Origin of the sequence: Clostridium sp. C1 (assembly GCF_018223625.1) — a bacterium.
Lineage (GTDB): Bacteria > Bacillota_I > Bacilli_A > Erysipelotrichales > Coprobacillaceae > Allocoprobacillus.
In genome coordinates, this window is record NZ_CP073631.1 from 1,762,177 (window position 1) to 1,785,407 (window position 23,231).

The 23,231-nt window shown below is 32.1% G+C and carries 22 protein-coding genes and 1 pseudogene; 1 reads left to right on the forward strand and 22 read right to left on the reverse strand.

Annotated features, from left to right (window positions below):
• Positions 1 to 6 precede the first annotated feature (6 nt).
• The 9 genes from KEC48_RS09535 to KEC48_RS09575 form a co-directional block, all read right to left on the reverse strand.
• The gene (locus KEC48_RS09535) at positions 7 to 1,428 is read right to left on the reverse strand and encodes a glycoside hydrolase family 1 protein (protein WP_249191339.1); all 1,422 of its coding nucleotides are present in this window, start codon (positions 1,426 to 1,428) and stop codon (positions 7 to 9) included.
• A gap of 4 nt (positions 1,429 to 1,432) precedes the next feature.
• Entirely contained in the window at positions 1,433 to 2,467 is a 1,035-nt protein-coding gene (gene uxuA / locus KEC48_RS09540; protein WP_211962071.1) for a mannonate dehydratase, read from the reverse strand.
• Between the two features lie 3 nt (positions 2,468 to 2,470).
• Positions 2,471 to 3,232: an IclR family transcriptional regulator gene (locus KEC48_RS09545; RefSeq protein WP_211962072.1), complete on the reverse strand. Its 762-nt coding sequence runs from the start codon at positions 3,230 to 3,232 to the stop codon at positions 2,471 to 2,473.
• A gap of 82 nt (positions 3,233 to 3,314) precedes the next feature.
• Complete coding sequence (locus tag KEC48_RS09550; RefSeq protein ID WP_211962073.1) at positions 3,315 to 4,640, reverse strand: PTS transporter subunit EIIC; 1,326 nt, start codon at positions 4,638 to 4,640, stop codon at positions 3,315 to 3,317.
• A 224-nt stretch (positions 4,641 to 4,864) separates the two neighbouring features.
• Entirely contained in the window at positions 4,865 to 5,485 is a 621-nt protein-coding gene (locus tag KEC48_RS09555) for a hypothetical protein (protein ID WP_087298097.1), read from the reverse strand.
• A 36-nt stretch (positions 5,486 to 5,521) separates the two neighbouring features.
• Positions 5,522 to 5,749, reverse strand: coding sequence for a hypothetical protein (locus KEC48_RS09560; RefSeq protein WP_211962074.1), 228 nt, complete (start codon positions 5,747 to 5,749; stop codon positions 5,522 to 5,524).
• A 27-nt stretch (positions 5,750 to 5,776) separates the two neighbouring features.
• Positions 5,777 to 6,424: a DUF2238 domain-containing protein gene (locus KEC48_RS09565; RefSeq protein ID WP_211962075.1), complete on the reverse strand. Its 648-nt coding sequence runs from the start codon at positions 6,422 to 6,424 to the stop codon at positions 5,777 to 5,779.
• Between the two features lie 11 nt (positions 6,425 to 6,435).
• Positions 6,436 to 7,224, reverse strand: a complete 789-nt coding sequence (locus KEC48_RS09570; RefSeq protein WP_211962076.1) for a hypothetical protein — start codon at positions 7,222 to 7,224, stop codon at positions 6,436 to 6,438.
• 63 nt (positions 7,225 to 7,287) lie between these two features.
• Positions 7,288 to 9,900, reverse strand: a complete 2,613-nt coding sequence (locus KEC48_RS09575; protein ID WP_249191340.1) for a calcium-translocating P-type ATPase, PMCA-type — start codon at positions 9,898 to 9,900, stop codon at positions 7,288 to 7,290.
• A gap of 190 nt (positions 9,901 to 10,090) precedes the next feature.
• Between KEC48_RS09575 and KEC48_RS09580 the strand changes: the two genes are divergently transcribed.
• A complete protein-coding gene (locus KEC48_RS09580) occupies positions 10,091 to 11,446 on the forward strand; it encodes an ISL3 family transposase (protein ID WP_211962077.1) in 1,356 nt (451 codons plus the stop codon).
• A 113-nt stretch (positions 11,447 to 11,559) separates the two neighbouring features.
• Here the strand turns inward: KEC48_RS09580 and KEC48_RS09585 are convergent, their stop codons facing one another.
• The 13 genes and pseudogenes from KEC48_RS09585 to KEC48_RS09640 all read right to left on the reverse strand — a co-directional run bounded on the left by KEC48_RS09585 (position 11,560) and on the right by KEC48_RS09640 (position 23,199).
• The gene (locus KEC48_RS09585; protein WP_211962078.1) at positions 11,560 to 12,114 is read right to left on the reverse strand and encodes a TetR/AcrR family transcriptional regulator C-terminal domain-containing protein; all 555 of its coding nucleotides are present in this window, start codon (positions 12,112 to 12,114) and stop codon (positions 11,560 to 11,562) included.
• A 24-nt stretch (positions 12,115 to 12,138) separates the two neighbouring features.
• The gene (locus KEC48_RS09590; RefSeq protein ID WP_211962079.1) at positions 12,139 to 12,690 is read right to left on the reverse strand and encodes a manganese efflux pump; all 552 of its coding nucleotides are present in this window, start codon (positions 12,688 to 12,690) and stop codon (positions 12,139 to 12,141) included.
• Between the two features lie 40 nt (positions 12,691 to 12,730).
• The gene (locus KEC48_RS09595; RefSeq protein WP_211962080.1) at positions 12,731 to 13,879 is read right to left on the reverse strand and encodes an AI-2E family transporter; all 1,149 of its coding nucleotides are present in this window, start codon (positions 13,877 to 13,879) and stop codon (positions 12,731 to 12,733) included.
• The gene (locus KEC48_RS09600) at positions 13,876 to 15,225 is read right to left on the reverse strand and encodes a radical SAM protein (protein ID WP_211962081.1); all 1,350 of its coding nucleotides are present in this window, start codon (positions 15,223 to 15,225) and stop codon (positions 13,876 to 13,878) included. Before KEC48_RS09600 ends, KEC48_RS09595 begins: the two co-directional genes overlap by 4 nt.
• A 20-nt stretch (positions 15,226 to 15,245) precedes the next feature.
• Positions 15,246 to 16,393, reverse strand: a pseudogene (gene metK / locus KEC48_RS09605) (methionine adenosyltransferase).
• A 158-nt stretch (positions 16,394 to 16,551) separates the two neighbouring features.
• Positions 16,552 to 17,028 carry a flavodoxin gene (locus KEC48_RS09610; RefSeq protein ID WP_211962082.1) on the reverse strand — a complete coding sequence of 159 codons (477 nt, stop codon included), beginning with the start codon at positions 17,026 to 17,028 and terminating at the stop codon, positions 16,552 to 16,554.
• A gap of 11 nt (positions 17,029 to 17,039) precedes the next feature.
• Entirely contained in the window at positions 17,040 to 18,068 is a 1,029-nt protein-coding gene (locus KEC48_RS09615; RefSeq protein WP_249191341.1) for an aldo/keto reductase, read from the reverse strand.
• Positions 18,052 to 18,732 carry a GNAT family N-acetyltransferase gene (locus KEC48_RS09620; protein ID WP_249191342.1) on the reverse strand — a complete coding sequence of 227 codons (681 nt, stop codon included), beginning with the start codon at positions 18,730 to 18,732 and terminating at the stop codon, positions 18,052 to 18,054. The genes KEC48_RS09615 and KEC48_RS09620 overlap by 17 nt, the downstream gene beginning before the upstream one ends.
• Positions 18,733 to 18,855: 123 nt before the next feature.
• Complete coding sequence (locus KEC48_RS09625) at positions 18,856 to 19,419, reverse strand: GTP pyrophosphokinase family protein (RefSeq protein WP_349291025.1); 564 nt, start codon at positions 19,417 to 19,419, stop codon at positions 18,856 to 18,858.
• Entirely contained in the window at positions 19,377 to 19,520 is a 144-nt protein-coding gene (locus KEC48_RS16430; protein ID WP_349291026.1) for a hypothetical protein, read from the reverse strand. The genes KEC48_RS09625 and KEC48_RS16430 overlap by 43 nt, the downstream gene beginning before the upstream one ends.
• A gap of 14 nt (positions 19,521 to 19,534) precedes the next feature.
• Positions 19,535 to 20,914: an MATE family efflux transporter gene (locus tag KEC48_RS09630; RefSeq protein ID WP_087936357.1), complete on the reverse strand. Its 1,380-nt coding sequence runs from the start codon at positions 20,912 to 20,914 to the stop codon at positions 19,535 to 19,537.
• Entirely contained in the window at positions 20,911 to 21,360 is a 450-nt protein-coding gene (locus KEC48_RS09635; protein ID WP_211962083.1) for a MarR family transcriptional regulator, read from the reverse strand. The genes KEC48_RS09630 and KEC48_RS09635 overlap by 4 nt, the downstream gene beginning before the upstream one ends.
• A gap of 93 nt (positions 21,361 to 21,453) precedes the next feature.
• The gene (locus tag KEC48_RS09640; protein WP_211962084.1) at positions 21,454 to 23,199 is read right to left on the reverse strand and encodes a M3 family oligoendopeptidase; all 1,746 of its coding nucleotides are present in this window, start codon (positions 23,197 to 23,199) and stop codon (positions 21,454 to 21,456) included.
• Between the last annotated feature and the right edge of the window lie 32 nt (positions 23,200 to 23,231).

Sequence of the window (23,231 nt, forward strand, 5' to 3'; positions counted from 1 at the left end):
TATTATTTATTTGACATCTTCATCATCATCAATTTCAAACTCTCTTGTTTGAATTAAATCTTTGTAAAAATAAGCAGATTTCTTTAAATGTCTATTACGTTGATCTTCTAAATCAATTTCAACTAATCCATATCTATTTTTAAATGCATTCATTGGTGAAACATTATCAGTAAAAGCCCATAACATATAACCTTTACAGTTTGAACCTTCTTCAATACCACGAATAAGCCAATCTAAATGCATTTTGATAAACTCTATACGATAATCATCTTGAATCATTCCATCTTTTTTATATTGTTTTTCATTTTCTACACCCATACCACTTTCAGCCACAAACCATTCAAAATTATTATATTCATTTTTCATACGTAAAGCCATATCATACATAATCTTTGGATAAATTTCCCAACCACGATGAGGATTCATCTTTTTACCAGGCATATTAAAATCTTCATAATAGAAATCGGGATGGAAAGGTGCATCTGGATGTATAGCTGTTGTACGACCTTTAACACGATTTGGATGATAAAGATTAATTCCTACCCAATCCAATGTATTATTTTGCATAATATCCAATTCTTCTTGAGTATAGTCCATTAAAATATTATGTTTTTTTAATAAATCAAAGAAACCTTCTTCATAATGTCCTTTAATTGCAGGGTCTAAGAAAATACGATTATAAAATAAATCATACATATTTGCAGCTTCTAAGTCACGAGGACTATTTCCTCTAGGATAAACTGTTTCTACATTAATGATTGTTCCAAACTTTCCTTGATAACCACCTTCTTTATAGGCTTTCATAACCATGTTTGTCGCTAAAGCTTTATTATAATTCCATTGCATCCAAGCCTGACTATCTTGATAAAAAGGATAACGTAAAGCATCAAGATGAATACGTGTTTGCACAACAACGGGTTCATTAAATGCAAACCAGTATTTCACTTTATGTCCATATCTTTCAAAGGCTTTTTTTGCATATTCTACAAACAAATCAACAACATGTTTACTCGCAAAACCATCATATTTCTTAAATAATTCTCCAGGTATTTCATAATGTTCTAAACAAATCATAGGTTCAATACCTTGGGCTATCATTTCATCAAGCATTTGATCATAATAACGCGCATAATCTTCATCCACAATCACATTTTCATAGTCTATTAAAAAACGTGACCAGTTTAAAGATGTACGATAACAATTCATTCCTATTTCTTTCATATAAGAAATATCTTCTTTATAACGATGATAATAATCAGTCGCTATCGCTGGACCATAACCATTATGCCAGACATTTTTATTTTCTTTATACCATAAATCAATATATGAATCCTGATGATCTTTTTTACCTGTCCAGCCTTCCGTTTGCCATGCACTAGCCGCAGCACCCAAGAAAAAATCATCAGGTAATTTTACTTTCTTCATCATAAGCTTATTTTCCTTTCAATCCATCAATAATACCACCAAGATACATTGCTCCTAATGCACGATCATATAATCCATATCCTGGTTTCCCCTTTTCTCCCCAAATCATACGTCCATGATCAGGTCTAATATAACCTTGAAAATCTGTTTCCAGATAGGCTTTCATGATATCAACCATATCCAATGAACCACATTTTGCATAGTGGGCACTTTCTTCAAATGAACCATCTTCTAAAATCTTTACATTTCTCACATGAGCAAAATGAATTCTTTTCATTTTTCCATATTTTCTAATTAAAGCTGGAATATCATTCTTCTTTGTACAACCTAGTGATCCACTACACAATGTTAACCCATGATGTGTATCATCATAGAGTGCTAAGAAACGATCCAAATTCTTTTCACATGTGATAATGCGGGTAATCCCAAATATAGACCAAGGTGGATCATCTGGATGAATAGCCATATTGACATCACAAGCTATCGCCACGGGCATAATCTCTTGAATAAAATATTCTAAATTTTTCCACAATCCTTCTTCTCCTAATTGCTGATAAGCTTGAATGAGTTCACTGACTTCATCTGGAGAATAAGAAGCATCCCATCCTGGCAAAGTTAATTTTGTTGGGTCTAACTGATCAATTTCATTTTTATAATAAACAAGTGCTGTTGAACCATCTTCTAATTCATGGTCAATAGATGAACGTGTCCAGTCAAACACAGGCATAAAATTATAACAAATACATTTGATTCCACATTGTGATAAGTTTCTTATTGTTTGTTTATAATTATCAATATATCTTTGATAATCGCCACGCTTTAATTTAATATCTTCATGCACTGGCACACTTTCAATAACTTCCAGTTCTAATCCTTTTTGATGAACTGCACTAACAAGCTGCTGGATTCTTTCCACTGGCCAGACTTCACCAACTGGTATATCATAGATGGCACTGACAACCCCTGTTACATTAGGAATTTGTTTAATTTTATCTAAAGTCACAGGATCATCATTGCCATACCAGCGAAATGTCATTTTCATGTCTTACTCCTCCTTATATCCTAATCTTTTTGATATTGTACGTGCTGTTTCTTTCACTATATTTCCTAATCCACTTAAATCCGTAAATTCTTCATACAACCCTACACAACTGATAGCTGCAATCACTTCACCATCATGATTTCTTAAAGGTGCTGCAGCACAATATTGATATAATGAATTTTCACGATCATCAATTGCATATCCATTAATTCTGACCTGTTTTAATTCATCAAAGAACTTTTCTGGTGAAGTAATTGTATAAGGTGTAATCGGTTCATAAGTCATTGTTTTCAAAGCATCTTTTAACATTTCTTCACCGGAAAAAGCTAACAAAACTTTTCCTAAACCCGTACTATGCAAAGGATTTCGTGTTCCTATATTCGCTGTTGTAATGACACTATGTACAGACTCATATTTATAAATATAAGTGACTTTAAAATCATCTAAAACAGCCATAAATGTTGTGGCATGCATCTTATTGGCTAAATCTATTAAATCATTTTTAGCAACACTGACAATATCCATATCATTGATAAAACTACTTCCTATCAAAAAGGATTGTAGGCCTATCTTATATTTTGTTATGCCTGTCTGGGTATCTTCTAAAATCATGTTTTTATACAATAAAGTTTTAAGAATATCAAAAATACTTGATTTTGGAGAATCCAAAATATTGGCAATTTGAGCTAAAGTATAACCATCTTTATTTTTAGATAATAATTCTAATATATCTATCGCTCTTAATAATGTTCTATTGAGTTTCATGAAATCACCCCTTCATAACAATCATAACATAGGCTTACATGGAATACAAACCACCCTGAAGGGTGGTTGTATTTTATAACATTTATTGTTCTTGAGCTTTTGCTTGTTTGTTTGCTGCAATAACAAATGGAATATAAATAAGAATAGAAACAGCAATACAAATTAACTGTGTAATAATACATGTAATACTTCCACCAGATGCTAACCAAGCACTTAAAATTGGTGGTGTTGTCCAAGGAATAGCATATACCAATACATCAGCAAATCCAATCACAGTCAAGAAATAAGCAATGCTTCCTGTAACTAATGGTGTAATAATAAATGGAATTGCTAAAATTGGGTTTAACATAATTGGTAAACCAAATGTCATTGTTTCATTGATATTGAAAATACCAGGAGCTAATGACAATTTTGCAACTGATTTATAATCTTCACGTTTACAGAAAAGGAAAATAGCTACAATTAAACCAATAGTTACACCAGAACCACCCATAGACATATAAGTATCCCAATAAGACATATTAATAATATTTAATTGACTACGATCAGTGATTCCAGAGTTAACCATATCAGTATTAGCTATAATAGCTGCATTTAATAATGGTTCACGTACTGGTTTAATAATCTGATTACCATGAATACCAATAACCCAGAATAATTGTGCAACTAACATCAAGATTAATAATCCAGGTAGACCTTGCATAACTGCTTCCAATGGTTTTTGTAACATTGTATAAATAATGTCATATAAAGTCATACCAGTTAATTGATTAATTCCAAAGTTAACTGCTGAACATACGATGATTGTCAACATAACTGGGAATAATACGTTAAATGAATTTGAAACATTTGGTGGTACTGTATCAGGCATATTAATTTTTAATTTACCAGATTTAACAATCCAAGAGAATAATTCTACTGATAACATGGCAATAACCATACCTAAGAACAATCCCTTAGCAGCTGTATAATCTTTTCCTAATACATCGGCAACTTGTATAATGCTTCCATCTTCTAAAGTAAAATTAACAAATGTTGGACAACAAGCGACGAATGAACATAATGCGACAATAGCAGGTGCATAAGTATTAATACCATTCTTTTTACCTAATTCTAGACCAATAAGAATAACAGCCCCTACTGTAAAAAAGTTTAATGTTGCATAGTTAGCAGCACTAAAGATTGGTGAAAGTACTTCCAGCCATGCCATACCTGGCACTTTAGCAAGAGAAATACCATCAGTTGTTGTAGAACAAATTACATTTGTCACAAGCGTACAGAATGCCCCTGTAATAATGACAGGCATCAAAGTTGTAAAAGCATTCTTAATTGAGCTCATGTGTTTTTGATTACTAATCTTATCAGCAATCACAAGCAACTTCTCAGTTGCAGCTTCGGATAACCCCATATTTCTCTCTCCTCTCTTATCCGTATTTGCGAATTATATTCGCTATTCTGTACAATTATGATTATAACTCCCGATACTCTGATTTGTCAATATCATTTTAGGAAAAAATAAAATTTTATTTCTTATATTCATAATTACGAATATAATCTTCCGTATATGCGAAAATATGTTTTATAAAAAAAGAATGAATATTGATCATTCATTCTCTGTATCATTTCATATCGTTATGAGTCTTTTTTATGATTTAACTGATAAATCTTTCTTTCCAAAGACACAAAGAAATGTTCTTTGGGACTTTGATCAAAATGTATCAAATAGAAAGATAAAACAAGCCCGCCAATCACAGCAACCAGCATATCTGTCAATGTATCATGGACACCACTTGTCCAATGATTAATAGCATCATAGTTAAAAAAGACTAACAAAGCATATTCATAAAACTCCCATAATAAAGCCACTAAAGCATTAACAGCATTCAAAAATAGAAACATCAGACTTTGACGATGATCTTCTCTCAAAAAATATTTATAGATAAAATATATCAATTCACAAATGACAACACCACTGGCACAATGTATAAATTTATCATAATAGGGCGTTGAATAGCCTCCAAGGCAACTTCCCCAAAGACTGGCAAAATAAACAAAAACAAGATTAATGATATAAAATTCTAATGGAACTTTGATATGTAATATTTTCATGAGTACAGGTAAAATCCACGGTGTCAGACAGGCAACAAAAGTCATTCCAAAATACTTTCCTTGCCAATTGACATAAAAAGCATATATCAAAGTGACAATATAAATGATTAAACAGCTATACCATATGGTTTTTAATTTTTTCATAATGACACCTCTTTTTTTATATTGTATCATTATTTCTTAATGTTTGTGACTAAAGAAATTTCTTTTTTGTTTATTTTTTAATAAAATCAATTTTCCAAATTCACCATCCGCTAATAAATCACCCTTTTTAAGATTCTTTGGTGCAGCGAATCTTTCAAAGTATGTATATTCTGTTTGATTATCATAACGTTGACACTTAATCATATCATCATTCACAATTTCAACAATATACTGTGATTTTATCCCTATTTGTTTTTTTAACATCTTCATCCTCTTTTCCTGATTATATATCTATGATTGATCATTCATATTACAATCATAGAATTTTTCAACAATACGCATAAAGAAAGGTGACTCCTGACGATTTCTATGAGCAATCATTTCCAATAGCACTACACATCCACCACCAAGTGCACAAAGCATATCTGTCATGGCATCATGGACACCTGTTGTGTAATGTAGAATACAGTCATTATTGAAAAAGACAAGCATAAAATATTCATAAAACTCCCAAATAACAGCAATTGATAAATTAACTGTCATCATAAATATAAAAAAAAGAATATAATCCTGCTTATTATAAATAGTGCGTTGTTTTTTAATCATGCAATAAAGAATCATTGCGATAATACTGGCAAGAATTCCACTGAAAAAATGGACAATTTTATCATAGAAAGGTAATGTATATCCAGCTAATGAACTTCCTACCAGTGAAGCAAAGTATATAAAAATCACATTAATGATTTTGATTTCATCTGTCATTTTCAAATAAAACAAACGCATAAGAATTGGAAAAAGCCATGGTGTTATACAGGCAACAAAACACATCATGATATCTTTGAGATTTCCTTTTTGTATATTTAAAACAAAAGCAAATAAAAGCGTCACGATATAAATACCACTAACAAAATATAATAGTTTTGACTGTTTTGTTTTCATATCTCTTCCTCTCACTCCTTCTTTATAGGAATAAACTGTTGAATAAAATTCTTCTTTTCTTTCTTCTTACTATAAAAGAAACCAAATATTGAAAAAATAAAAGCTCCAACAAAATTCACAACCAGATCCAGCATACTGTCAATCAGACCAATATCCAGATAACCACCTAAACCTAAGTTCTGACCATTAATCAACACTTCATTAATAGGGGCAATGGTAATAGGTATATTACTTTTTGTTGGATCCAAAACAACAGAGTGAATAGCATGTATCACAGTATCTTTTTGCATATCAAAATTAAAGAACTGGTCCATACCAAACTCAAATAATTCCCATAAAGAACCAATGGTCATGGAAAAACAAAAAGCAACAACACTCATAAAAAGAGGTGATAAAGTAAACTTAAGTCGTTTATCATTATTCATAATTTCTACTAAAGAAAAACCAATAGCAGCACATAAAAATCCATTTAAAGTATGCAATATGGTATCCCACATAGGGAAATAAATATAAAATGATGAAATTTCACCAAGAATTTCTGCACTGAAAATAAATAAAAAGATAATGATTTCTAATAAACTTGGTAATTCTATTTTAAATTCTGCCTGAATAAAGCTTGGCACAATCATCAAAAACAAAGATAAAATACATAAAAACACATTTTCATAATTACGATTCCATAATTGTAAAATCATGACCATAAAAATAATGGCTCTTAATAATATATAGACTGTAAAAGAGGCTTTATGTTCATGAATTTCCGCTTTGATTGCTTCGCTTTTCTCTTTGAGTTTATGCATATTGAAATCCTCCTTAAACATATAGATATGATAGCCAGATAGCTATCATATCTATGTTAACATTTATTTCAAAAGATGAAAAGCTTTGACAATTTCTAAAACCAAAACAGGTACAAATGATAAAATCAAAGCACTGATATAGAAATGTAAAGATAATATTTCTAATCCAAAGATATGGTTAACAGCTGGAACAAATAAAACAATCAATACCATGAAGATAGAAATCAAAGCAGCTTTATTTAAATTCTTATTTTTAAAGATACCAATCTTAAATAAAGACTTTGATGAACGCATGTTATAGGCATGAATAATTTGAGATAATGACAATACCATAAATGCCATTGTTCTTCCTACTTCAATATTACCCGTTTCACGCCATCCTAAACGAAAAGCTGTTAAAGCTAAACAACCAAACATAAACCCTTGTAAAATAACCTGTATACCTAAACCATGAGCAAATAAACTTTCATCTTTATGTCTAGGTTTTTCATCCATAACATCATCTTCAATAGGTTCCGTTCCTAAAGCAATGGCTGGTAAACTATCAGTAACTAAGTTTACCCATAGTAACTGCATAGATAATAATGGAGCCTGTTTCCAAAACAGCATTGATAAAAAGACAAGGACAACTTCACCAATATTTGTTCCTAATAAGAAACCAACTGTTTTACGAATATTGTTATAAATACCTCGTCCTTCCTTGACCGCTGCCACAATCGTTGAGAAATTGTCATCCATTAATGTCAAGTCTGCTGCCCCTTTAGCAACATCAGTTCCAGTAATTCCCATTGCACAGCCAATGTCAGAAGCTTTTAATGCTGGCGCATCGTTCACGCCATCACCTGTCATTGAAACAATATAACCTTTTTTCTGCCATGTTTTCACAACACGAATCTTATTTTCTGGTGATACTCTGGCATAGACGGAAATATGTGTAACTTTGTTATCAAATTCTTCATCAGACATATTATCTAATTCCACACCAGTAATCGCCATATCACCTTCATTTAAAATACCTAATTCTTTAGCGATAGCCCCTGCTGTTACGACATGATCACCGGTAATCATAATTGGCTTAATGCCTGCTTTTTGACACTGTGCAACAGCTTTTTTCGCTTCTGGTCGAGGTGGATCAATCATACCTAATAGACCTGCAAAATGTAAATCATTCTCCAAATAGTCATTATCATAATCACTTTCATTGTCATTAACTTCTTTATAACCCACTGCGATAACACGCAAGGCCTGTTGACTCATTTGTAGCATTGTGTCATTAATAACATCCATGTTCTCATCTAAACAACGTGATGCCAAAACATCATAGGCCCCTTTGACAATCGCATATCTTTTATTACCAATCTGATTGACTGTTGTCATTAATTTACGATTAGAATCAAATGGCAATTCAAATAATCGTGGATATTGATCATTCACTTGTTGTTTAGTGATACCTTTATGCATCAATGCCGCTACAAGACATGTTTCTGTAGGATCTCCTAATGGTTTTTCTTCACCATCTTTGACTTCAATATCGCCATCACAACACAAAACAGCCGCTTTTAATAAATTCATATCTGCATCACTTTGCGTTTGATCAATATCTTTCAACTGTTTTTCTTGAGCTGTATACATCTTGACAAGTGTCATTTTATTTTGTGTTAACGTTCCTGTTTTATCACTACAAATAATAGATGTACTTCCTAAAGTTTCAACAGCTGGTAATTTTTTAACAATGGCTTTATGCTGTGTCATACGACTGACACCAATAGATAAAACAATAGTCACAATAACTGGTAAACCTTCAGGAATTGCTGAAACAGCTAAAGAAACAGATGTCATAAAGATTTCTAAGATATCCATGCCATCAATAATTCCCATCACAAAGATGACAAGACAAATCACTAAAGCTAAAACACCTAAATACTTTCCTAACTGGGCCAGTTTCATTTGAAGCGGTGTTTTCATTTCAACTTCATTGTCTATCAGCTTGGCAATTTTTCCCATCTCAGTATTCATACCTGTCTGTGTCACAATGGCTTTGGCACTTCCATAAAGAATACTACATCCGGAAAAGACCATATTAAAGCGTTCTGCCAATGGCGCTTCTAAATCTACTGGTTGAATGGCATCTTTTTCAACCGGAACACTTTCTCCAGTTAACGCTGATTCTTCAACCTTTAAGCTAGATTCTTCCAACAAACGTGCATCAGCTGGAACATAATCACCATCTTGTAAAATCAAGATATCACCCACAACCAGATCCTTAGCATCTATCATCTGTTGTTTGCCATCTCTGATGACTCTAGCATGTGGTGAAGATAACTGCATCAAAGCTTCCATCGTTTTTTCTGCCTTATTTTCCTGAAGAACACCCATCAGGGCATTCACTACAACAATCGCAACAATTAATATCGGTTCAAAGAATGCTGCCATATCATCTTCAGAAAAAGCAACGATAAAACTAATGACTGCTGCAATCAATAGGATAATAATCATAACATCTTTAAACTGTTCCATGAATTTTTGAAAGAAAGTCTTTTTCTTTTTCGCCTTTAAAGAATTATTCCCATACTTCTTTCTATTCTCTTCTACCTGTAAAGAAGATAACCCCTTATTTTCATCACTGTTTAACTGTTGAATAAGTGTATCTTTATCTTCATAATGCGAAATAATCATGTTCAGCCCTCCATTCTTGTGATTATAAAAAGAGTAGAAATTCTTTTCCTACTGGCTCTATACTAAAACTGGAGGGGAAGTTATCTTTCAATACTTCATCTTCCAGTTTTTTAGATAAAATAATAGACATAGTCGATAACTCGTTTTACAATTAGTTCACCACAAACAAAAAAGAAAGGAGTTATTTTCTATGTCCAATTTCAATTATACCAATGATATCTTAAAATCGCTAGAACTAAATTCAATGAATGGAACTTTTTTTCCTATCCCTTATCCTGATTCTGATTCCTGTTTCAGATATGAACATAAACCTGATGGTTCCACTATTAAATATGTTAATATCGTATCTTCTTCAACGAGCAAGCCTTGTCCGCATTGCGGATGTGTTGATCGTCATGATTCTAAAGGCATCAGAAAAATTTTTCTTACCCATACTTCTAACGGGCATTTAAAGACCATACTCGAGGTTTCTTACAGAAGATACAAATGCAAGCATTGCCATAAATATTTCAAGGATACCATCCCCTTTAGATTCCCTCATTCCAAGCTGACTACCATCGCTGCTCAAATCTGTCTTTTTGGCTTTAGGGAAAATACTGCAATGGCTGTACTTGCCAGATCTCATGGTCGTTCCAAAAGCACTGTCTATAGATTGTTTTATCATCATATAGACATCCCTCCAAGATTCTATCATCTTCCTTCTACGATCTCCATTGATGAATTTAGGGCAACAGTTGATGAAGGTGCTTTTGCTTTTCATATAACCAATCCCATTACTGGTAAAACTATTGATATTATTGCGGATAGACGTGCTTCCTACCTCAAAAACTATTTCATGAGATTTCCCTACAATGAACGAAAGAAAGTCAAAATCATCGTCATGGATCTCTCTGGTGCTTTCCATTCAATCATGCATTCTCTTTTCCCTCATGCTCAGATCATTGCCGATAAATTTCATTATACAAGAATTGTAAGGGAAAATATGGTGCAGGCAAGAATCAACTGCTGTAAGAATCTTAAAGATGCTTCTCTATCAAAACTTATCAAAAGAAATCTTCATCTTTTTGACCAATATAAAGAAAGACTTAATGAAAAGAAAGCGTGGTATCATCCATATTTTAAAAAGCATATGACAAATAAACAGCTGGTTGAAGCAATTCTTGAACTTGAATCGTGTGAAGAACTAAAAATCAACTATGACATTTATCAGAATTTCCTGAAAATACTTAATGAACCACACAACGATTATAAGAAAGCATTAAATGATTGGCTTGATCATATTTTCAAGACTGAAAATCAATATTATATGAGTACCGCTAAAAACTTCAGGAAAAACTGGTTCATGCCAATATTAAGATCACTGACATACACAACATACTTCAAGAGAAAAAATAAAAGAATAAAAACATGCTTCAATAATGGATTCATTGAAAGCATGAATAATAAGGTGAAACTAGTCAAACGTAATGCCTATGGCTATAGATATTTTCAAAATCTAAGAAAAAGAATACTTCTGCATCTTGGTTTTAAGTATGACATTATATAAACAAAGGAAGTAACTGAATAAGTTACTTCCCCTCCACTCTTGACACAGAGCCTTCCTACTCTTAGTATACGATTTATTGACTTATAAACATATAGACATTTTGACGAAAATGTTTATTTTTTCTCTAAAACTTTCTCACTGGAAGAAATTAACCATTCATAGAGTTCAATTAAATCATTCGGTTCAACTTCTTTATTTGTCTTCACATATTCCTTGATTCCAGCACTGATGACAATTGCATGAAACTTCGTAAATGTATCTGTAGAAAACTTATCCATCATTGGAATTTCACCATCCATATGACTAACGAAATCATGAATAATTTGATGAACAGCTTTATAGATAGCTTCTTCAAAACTATTCTGTCCAACAATCTGGTAACCAACTCGATAAAATTCAATATTTTTTTGAATAGCAAATATTACAACCCGAAAAGCTTCATGTCTATCTCGACTTTGAATATAAGGATATGCTGTTTCATAAAGATCACGATAAACAATATATTCCAAAGCAGCATATTTATCAGAGAAATAATTATAAAAAACAATACGTATCACACCTGTGGCATCACAGATCTGCTTAATCGTAATTTTTTCAAATGGCTTTTTCAACATCAAATCTCTTAAACTATCCGCTAATAAATCTTTTGTATTATTCTTAGAATTCATTGCATTCACCAATATCCAGTTCTCTTAAAATACCAAAACCAGGGAACTCATATATAATAGGATTCCTGCAATACAATAGACCTGTTTTTGATATTTAACTCCAAACATCTGACCAATCTTTAAACCTATCAAAACAAACAAAAATGTCACCAAGGTTGTTAATATGGCCATAGTCATTATATCGACTCCAACAATACGAAGACCCACACCTAATAAAAATAAATCAATAGATGTTGAAAAAGCCAAGCGACTCATATGTTTAAAATCAATATTTTCATCCAATCCTTCAAAAAATTTTCCTCTAGAAAAAGCATTATATAAAAAACGACTTCCCATTAAAATAAATAACATTGCTAATACCATACGATTAATTTCTCTTAAAATGTAAGATGTAAAAATTCCTCCAACAAAGAAACCAAGTAAAAGCATCATCAACGATACAATTCCAAACAAAACACTATATTGGCTAATCTTCTTCCATGAAAGAAAAGGCATTACAGCTCCCTTTTCCATAACCACAACAAAACAATCTAATGATAAAATAATTAAAATAATAAAAACATTAATCAGTTCCATATTTCTTTCCTCGTATATCAATCATATACATATTCCTTTCTTATGCAGAATTCTCTTTTGTGCGAAGCTGAGCTTCGCGTGTATGAATATAATCTTTTAAGAGTTCATAAATAATGGACATCACAGGTAATCCAAAGATCATTCCAGCAATACCAAAAAGACGTCCACCTACCATTACTGTAAATAAAACAAGTAGTGGTGATAATCCCACTGAATTGCCTACCACATGTGGATAAATCAAATTGGATTCAATTTGTTGAATCACTGTTCCAAATACAATAAATAAAAGTGATTTTGATAATGATTCACATAATAAAAGTATAGCACAAAAAGCTGTTCCGAAAAAGGGTCCAAAATAAGGGATAATATTGGTACAACCAATAATGATAGCACATGTTGAAGCATAGGGAATTTGAAGAATTAAGCATCCTACATAACACATGACACCAATAATCACAGCTTCTATGATTTGGCTGTTAATAAAGTTTTTAAAGACTTTATTGATTAAGCGATAAAGTTTAATTAATCGATTTAACCATTTTTCTGAAATAAACACATAACAAAGATGTTTTCCTTTCTTTAAAAGCTTTTCTTTAGAAAAAATAAGATAAACACTAATCACAAATCCCATCATGACATCTAAGATGCCTGATACGAATGTTGAAATCAGGTTTTTTGCATCTGGTAAAAGTGTTTCTAATGCTAAAATTAATTGACTGACAAAATCGCTCAGTTTGATTTGAACCTGTGTAATCTGCGAAGAAGTCATATGAAAACGTAACAGAACACTTTCTACAATTTGTGACAGTTCCTCTGAGAGTTCTGAGATATTCATAATAAGTGATGAAATAGAATGGACCAGCTGGGGAATGAAGAGAAATAAAACAGCTGCTAAAGCGATAAAAACAACGCTTAATGACAAAATAGCAGAGAGAATTTTACGTTCCTGTCCCTTTCTTTTGGGTAAATGTCGTCGAAAATAATTCATGGGAATGTTCATGACAAAAGCAAAAACAATCCCATATAAAAATGGGACAAGTGCCTGAAAGAAAATAGAAAGAGCATGTGTGATGATATCCATCTTAGAAAAGATGTAGATCATCACAATTCCAATCAGGATGATGACAATTAGATTTTCAATTGTGAGATCTACTATTCTCTTCTTTCTATTTAAATTTATTTTTTTCATGAATTTTTATGATATTCCTGCCATAACTCATCTGCAACACTCTGCCAATTGTGAGCGTATGATTGACACTTATCACACAAATGATCAACACTTTCATGAGATTGTAAATCAGTTGATTTAGCATTTGTACGATGAACCATCTCTCTTAATTTTTCTGGATTTTCCAGCATTGGACATGGGCGAAGATGATTGTCATTAAATGGCTGACCTTCTTTATATGCCATAAATAATGGTGAACATAAAGCTTCTAATAAACTCTTTTCTCTAATATTAGAATCTGAATAATGAATGAAGACACATGGTTCAATATCACCATGAGGATTAATATGCAAATAATTTCTACCTGCTGCAATACATCCACCTACATATTCACCATCATTTTGGAAGTCAATAGTAAAGATTGGTTTTTCATTTCTGAATTTTCTAATTTGTTGATACATCAAAACACGCTGTTCAGGTGTACATAACAGATCTGTGACTGCATCATTACCCACTGGCATATAATGGAAGAACCAGGCAAACTTCGCACCAAAATCAATTAATGAATCCATAAATGCTTCACTGCTTAATACTTCAACATTTTGACTTGTATAACAACATGAAACACCAAATGGCAAACGATTGTCTTTTAATAATTTCATGGCTTTTAAGACTTTCTGATATGTTCCTTGTCCACGACGTAAATCCGTTGTGTATTCATTTCCTTCAATACTGATAGATGGCACAAAGTTTTTCACTCTCAACATTTCCTGAATAAATGCTTCATCAATTAATGTGGCATTTGTAAAAGCTAAAAAGACACAATCATTATGTTTTTCACAAAGCTTGATTAAATCTTTTTTACGCATCATAGGTTCTCCACCTGTATAAATATACATGTACACACCCATTTGCTTTCCTTGTTCAATAATGTTATCAATTTCATCATAAGTTAAGTTTAACTGATGACCATATTCACTGGCCCAGCACCCCACACATTTTAAGTTGCAGGCACTTGTTGGATCTAACAATATAGCCCAAGGCACATTACAGTGATAAGTATTCATAGTATCTTCTCTTTGTTTCAATCCTAAAACGGCTGAATGAATGATAAAGTTTTCAAATAATTTCACTCTGACATCGGCATCAATATCAGTATATAAACTATTTACAAGTTGTGTCCAGTTATTATTGGGATCACTTAAAACATCTCTGACGACTGTTAATTGTTTGGTAATCATACCTGATGTATCAAATTTATCTAACCAGTCTAAAATCTTTGTGATATTCTCTCCTGGATTCTTTTCAATATATTGAATGACTTTCTTTAATGCTACTGATGTTGTTTTATCTTTTATTGTTCCCATATTCTTCAATCCTTCTTTCTTTAATGCGCATGTCCATATTGTGTATCTTGATATTGATGTGGCTGAAAATCAGTCTGAGCTTTTAATTTTTTCACTCTTTCCCAAGTAAAGATATCTTTACCAAAATGACCATAACAGCTTGTGAAATGATAAATAGGCTGATATAAATCAAGTTCATCTATCATGTTTTGTACTCGAAAATCAAAATTTATTTCCACTATGTCCTTGATTTGCTGATCTGAAACATGACCCGTTCCAAAAGTATCTACCATCAAGGAAATAGGTTGAGCTTGTCCAATGGCATAAGAAACCTGGATTTCACAACGATCAGCTAATCCATTAGCGACAATATTTTTCGCAACATATCTGGCATAATAAGCACCAGTTCTATCAACTTTACTTGGATCTTTAGAAGATAAGCATCCGCCTCCAACTCTTCCCATACCTCCATAAGTATCACAGATGATCTTTCGACCTGTTGTGCCAGAATCACCAAAACTTCCACCTACCACAAAGCTACCACTTGGATTGATATAATATTTTGTTTCTTGATCCAGCAAGTCATCAGGTATTGTAGGATGAATGACTTCCTGCATCACAACTTCTCTGATTTGATCCTGTGATGCGGATGCTTTATGTTGTGTTGATACGACAATCGCATCAATACGTGCAACCTTTCCATCTTTATATTCAACAGAAACCTGTGTCTTTCCATCCGGTCCTAAAAAGCATGTTTCTTTTGGGCCTGACTTAATGCAAAAGCTAATCGATGGGCATAATAGATTGGCGCTGGCATATAGGCTTCTGTTTCATTGCAGGCATATCCAAACATGATTCCCTGATCTCCAGCACAGACTTCATGATCTTTTGATACTGCCTCATGAATTTCTCGTGATTGTTCTGATATTTTTAAAATAATATGATAATCTTCTTTATAACCAATTTTTCTCAAGCATTGTCTTGCTATGTGTTCATAGTCAATTTGAGCTCGTGTTGATGCTTCACCATAAATAAAAACAATTTCATTTTTAATTGTCACTTCAACAGCCATTTTAGAATATTTATCCTGTTTTAAGGCTTCATCTAAAATACTATCTGCAATAAAATCACAAATTTTATCTGGGTGTCCTAATGTCACACTTTCAGATGTAAAAATATAATCTTTCATGAACTATCACCTCATTTATTCTTTCTACAATTTTCATTATAAAAAAGTCATTTTTAAAATGTAATAGACAAAAAATGAGTTATGTATACAATTCCAAACAAAAAAAGAGATACGAATCTCTTACAAATTTTCAATCAAATCTGCTTTGTTCATATCTCTTATAAAAATGATTCAGCCCATGTTTTTAATGTATCCACATCAACCTGACTATCAAAGCGACGTCCTTGACATAATTTGGCATTGCCACAAGAAACTTTTAATTCCTGAGTGGTATTTCCCATACCACTGCCTCCTGATGTTGCAAAAGGAATAATTGTTTTACCTGATAAGTCATATTGTTCTAAAAATGTATTGATAATCGTTGGTGCCACATACCACCAGATTGGAAAACCAATAAAAATCACATCATAATCATCTATATTTTTAACTTCATTTTGAATAGCTGGACGATATGCTTTGTCCTTCATTTCTTGACTGCTGCGACTTTGTGGATTCGTCCAGTCTAAATCTGCTTGACTATAAGGTTGAGCTGGTATGATCTCATGTAAATCCCCATCAATAGCTTGAGATAGTTTTTGAGCCACTCTTGCAGTGACTCCACTTGCTGAAAAATAAGACACTAAAATTTTTTTCATTTCCATCACTCCTATTCTCCAAAATATAAGGCAATGTCTTTCATTCTTTGCATTTGATCCACATGGAAAGGACAACGATGATTACAATGTCCACATTGCACACAGTCACTTGCTTTCTTTTCTAAATGATGATAGTGATCTTTAGCTAAATCATCACCTAATAAAGATAAATCATAATATTTATTCATCAAAGCAATATCTAAGCCCATAGGGCAAGGATGACAATGTTTACAATAAACACATTTTCCTTGATGTTCTACAGCATCAAATGTTGAAATAACAGTATAATCCTTATCTCCATCACTGGCCTGTGTATATTTTAAAATTTCTTTTAAATCATCACGATTTCTAACACCAGGTAAGACAGTCACAACACCTGGCTTATCTAATGCATATTGAAGACATTGAATACGTGTTAAAGCCTGCGGGAAAGGTGATTTGTTTGCATCCAAGAGCTGTCCTGCACTAAAGGCTTTCATAACTGAAATAGCGACTCCTTCTTTTTCACAGCGCTGATATAAAGCCATTCTCTCATCAGTCTGTCCAATGGCATATTCACCATGTTTATAATCATAAGCGGGATTAATACTAAACATCACCATATCTAATATATGCATATCTAAGACTTTATGCACAATTTCAGGAGTATGTGATGATAGTCCAACATGCTTGACAATCCCCTGTTTTTTTAATTCTTGAATATAATCAATAACACCCGCTTTTTCAATCGCTTTTAAATCTGCTTCTTCATCAATACAATGAATAAAACCAAAATCAATATAATCTGTCTGCAACATTTCTAACTGCCATTGAATAGATTGTTTGATCTTATCTAAATTTGTCGTCCATCCATATTCACCTGTTTCATAATTAGCTCCAAAATGAATCTGTAAATAAACTTTTTCTCTTTGTCCTTTGATAGCCTGACCAATTGCCTGAAATGTTTTAGCATGTCCACTTGCTAAATCTAGATAATTCACACCTTGATCAATAGCTTCTTGAATCGTCGCAATGATTTCTTCATCACTTGATTCTTCCAAGTGAACTGGTTCCTAAACCAATCACACTAATTTTTTCATTTCCATGTGGTAATTGTCTATATTCCATGGATTTCAACTCCTTTGCATATAAATAAATTGTAAAATCATCATCTCTTCGATATTGATCTAATCGTTTCATTTGATGATGATCATAAAATTCATAAGAACAGCTTGTATCGGTATACAAAATATAATGGGAACAGTTTTCTTTTTTAAATAAACATTCTGCATACTCATAAAGCTTCGTTCCTAATCCCTGATGCTGATATGTCTCATCAACCATAAATAAAACAATCTCTCCATCATAGTTTTGATGCATCTTTTGTAATAACTGTTCACAGTTTTGATGATAGTTTTGCATCATTTGACGATAGGAAGAAATCAAATGAAAATCATCATGTTGATGATAGAGAAGATTTTGATATTCTTTTGGAATCAGAATTTTCTCTTTTTTAGATAAAGATAATGCTAAAAAGCCAACAATACGCTGTTGTTTGGTTGCTATAAATAAATCTGTGGAATGCAATAAAACATCATAAAAATATTCTTGTGAGAAAATCATGCCATTTTTTAAACTTTTAAATATGCGATCTAATTTCCAGACTTGACAGATCATTTCTACAATTCTTGATGTCTCTTTCCATTGAAATCTTTCTATTTGCATAGTGCCACCACAACTTTCATCTTTATTTTATATCAACCCTTTCTTTTCTTCAAATACTTATATTTCATATTCAACCATGCTTATAAAGCATAATAATAAAAGAATCACTTATAAAAGCGATTCTTATTCTAAATATTCTTTAATTGAACTCATTTTATCATCTAAATCATTACACATCTGTGCACATTCCAATAACTGATGAGCTATATAACTTTCTTTATCGTCATCAATGACTTTTTTATATCTCAATTTATGTTCTAGACTGGCCCAAAAATCCATCGCTAAAGTACGGAACTGAACTTCGACTTTCACCCATTTTTTCTCATTCTCTAAAAAAATCGGAACTTCAACAATCAAATGCAAACTGCGATAACCATTGGCTTTAGGATTTTGAATATAGTCTTTTTTCTTGACTAAACGAATATCATCTTGTTGTAATAAACATTGAGCCAAATGATATATATCCTGTTTAAATGAACAGACAACTCGTAATCCCGCAATATCATAAAGATATTTTTCCATTGTTTCAACATTAATCGGATAACCTTTTAACTTCAGCTTCTTTGTAATACTTGCATTAGATTTTAAGCGGGAGTGAATAGATTCAATAGGATTACGGTCATAACAAAGAGAAAGTTCTTCATTTAAAACTCTAAATATTTTGTTTCTACTTCCATGATGGCACAACGATAATAAGCCATCATTTGTTTAAGTGGCAGAATTTCTTCCTGCCACTCATTGCTCATCACTTCATCAATAAATGCATCTTTAAACTGTTCAATAATCATGTAACTTTCCTTTCTTATGATTGTTTTGTCTGCATTTCTTTCATCTTATTTTTCATTTCAAAATAGAACATTGTTGAGGTTGTTAAAACAGCAATTGTATCAGCAATAGGTTCTGCTAAAAAGACTGCAAAAACTTGATCTGATATAAACATAGGTAAAATATAAATCAAAGGAATTAAAACCAAGATTTTTCTAAAGACTGCCAAAAATGCACTCTTTTTTGAATTTCCAAAGGCAATAAATGTCTGTTGACATGAAATTTGTATACCCATTAATAAAACTCCAGCCATATAAATTCTTAATGCCCAAATTGTGATTTCTGTTAATTGTGGATCACTTGTAAAAATCGCAACAAATAAACTTGGGAAAATCATAATCAATAACCATAGTATAGATGAATATGAAAAACATGAAATGGTTTGAAGTTTAAATGCTTTTTGAACACGATCACCTTGTTTAGCACCATAGTTATAACTGATAATAGGTTGTCCCCCTTGTGTTAAACCTTGTAATGGTAACATGGCAAATTGCATAACACTTGATAAGATTGTCATAGCGCCAACAGCTAAATCTCCACCATATTTTAATAATGATGAGTTAAAGCACAATACCAAAACACTTTCTGTAGCCTGCATTGCAAAAGGAGCAACACCTAAAGCAATACATGGTAATAAAATATGAAAATTGATTTTTAAATTTTCTCTTTTTAATTTTAAAATCGTATTTTTTCCTGATAAGAACCAGAATGCCCAAATGGCACTTAAAGCTTGTGACATGACTGTCGCAACTGCTGCACCTTGTACCCCCATATTCAATCCAAAAATGAAAATAGGGTCTAAAACAATATTTGTGACAGCTCCAATAACAACAGTTAACATACTAATTTTTGAAAATCCTTGTGCTGATATAAAGGCATTTAACCCTAATGTCAATTGTACAAAGATTGTTCCAATCGCATAAATAGTCATATAATCCATGGCATAACCAATTGTATTTTCACTCGCTCCAAAAAGATATAATAATGGTTCTTGAAAAATCAAAACCAAAACTGTCAATAAAACGGCAATAATCATGAGTGATGTTGTACAGTTACCTAAAATTTTTTCAGCCGTATCATTGTCTTTTTTCCCCATGAAGATACTAGCTCGTGGTGCTCCTCCCATACCAAATAAGTATGCAAAAGCAGAAATAATCATGATAATAGGAAAACAGACTCCTACCCCTGTTAAAGCTGCAGAACCAACTTCTGGAATATGTCCTATATACATACGATCGACCATGTTATATAAAGCATTGACAACCTGCGATGTAATAGCTGGTACAGCCAAAATAAACAATAAATGTCCTACGGGTTCTTTTCCTAAGTCCACTTCTTGTGACATTTTTAATTTCATAAACATACCTCCTCATTTTTTTCTTTAAAGTGATCTCTTATTTTTATTAGCGTTTCTTCCATTTTTTGAATATCTTCTTTTGGAATTTCTAATAAAATATCTTCATTAATTTTTCGAATTTCTTTTTTTAAAATCTTTATCTCCTCAATTGCATCGGCTGTTAAATAAATATGTTGAATACGTCGATCAGTGACATCACTTTCTATACGAATCAGCTCTTTTTTCACTAAGCTTTCTACACTACGACTAATGAGTCCCTTAGAAACTCCTAAAAAGACATTTAACTGTGTACTTGTTGTAATACTTGGATTATTTGATAATAAAATTAAGATATTCATTTCATTAGGCGATAATTTCAAATCTTTCAATCTCTCATTTAAAACACGTGCATAATACTTTCTAATCTGTATTGAATAATCTAATAATGTTTCAATGTTCGTTTTCATATCTCACCTCATTAGTTTACTTGTATATTGTTTACAACTAAACAATATACTCTTATTTTATGAAAATTGCAACAAAAAAGGTGTAACATTTCGTTACACCAATTGCTTTAATAACTTTTCAAATAAATCAATATCATCTTTTATCATATCAATAGAATTTTGCCAGAATGCTGGATCCTGTAAATCAATACCAACACTCTTACCCACATCTTCTAAACTCATTTTTCCTGTTAATGATAAGAAATGTTCATACGTATCAGCAAATGTAGCACCTTGTTTTTGATATAAACCATATAATCCTTTTGCAAGTAATAAACCAAATGCATAAGGAAAATTATAAAACGCATAATCAGCTTCATAATAATGTGGTTTCCATGTCCACATATAAGGATGTAGGTAACGATGATCCAAACCATGACCATAGGCTTCTTTTTGAGCTTCTAACATTAAATCCTTGATTTCTTCAACACTTAATGGTCCTTCTTGACGCTTTTCAATCAATCGACTTTCAAACAAGTAACGTGAATAAATATCCACAATCACCTGTGCACAATCACAGAGTTCATTTTCTAAAATAAACAATTTGTCTTTTGCATCAGCAGATTTGAGCGCTGCCTTTTTGATAATTGTTTCGCAAAATGTTGAAGCTGTTTCAGCAATAGGCATTGGATAGTCAGCATTTAAAGCTGTTTGTGTATTTAAACATACACCATGAAATCCATGTCCAAGTTCATGACCTAAAGTAATAGTATCACCAAACTCATTTCCATAATTTAATAAGAAACGACTTTCCTGAATACAATGTAAATTATGACAGAAAGCCCCTCCAACTTTTCCCGTTCTTGGATAAACATCAATCCATTGATTTTCAATAGCCTTCTTGGCATAATCTCCTAAATGCTTTGAAAAAGTATAAAACTGTTCTACAACAAATTGACTACCTTTTTCAAAAGGATAAGACATATCACTTTCTACAATTGGAGCATATAATTCATACCAAGGCAATCCATCCGTATAACCTAACGCTTGAGCCTTTAATTGGAAATATCTTTCAAACATAGGTAAAGCTTTTTTCATCGTAGAAATCAAAACATCCAATGTCTTTTGTGACATTCTGGAATCTATCAAAGTACGCTGTAAAACAGAATCATAACCTCGAAGATTGGCACTTGTTATGGCTTCACCTTTAATTGCATTCAAAGCACTCGCAACACCTTGTTCTACTTGTAAATAAGATGCTATCTCAGCTTCATATGCTTTCTTTCTCACCTCTTTATCCTTTGAATAAGCCATATTTAAAACTTCTGTCAAAGGATACTCCTTACCATCCATAGATACTTTCATAGAAGCAATTAACTGATCTTTATATTTCAACCAGGCACTTGAGCCAGTTGTTTTCATTTGAGCTAGAATCTTTTCTCCCTCATCACTTAATAAATAACGATTATGTTCTTGTGTTTCTTTTAAAACAAAAAGATGTTCTTGAATATAAGAATCTTGAATATGATCCAAATCAAACTGACCAATCCAACGATCAATTTTTGCCTGTGCATCTGCAAAACCTGCTAAAAGATTTTCAATAACAGATGAATATTTCAAAGCATCCTGATTCGTTGTATCACTACTCATTGTTAATGATATAAAAGCATATATTTTTTCTACCAGATCCGAAAATTGATTGGATTGTTCTAAATATGACTTTAAATTGTCTTCTGTTTTTTCCTTTTGAGAATATTCCTGCATATCTTCTAACATTTGTTTTAATGTTTCAATATCATTTAAAAATGATTGATCTTGAAAAGATAAATATAATTGATCTAAATTCCAACGTTTCTCCATAATAACCTCCTTATTTATATTCATTATATACT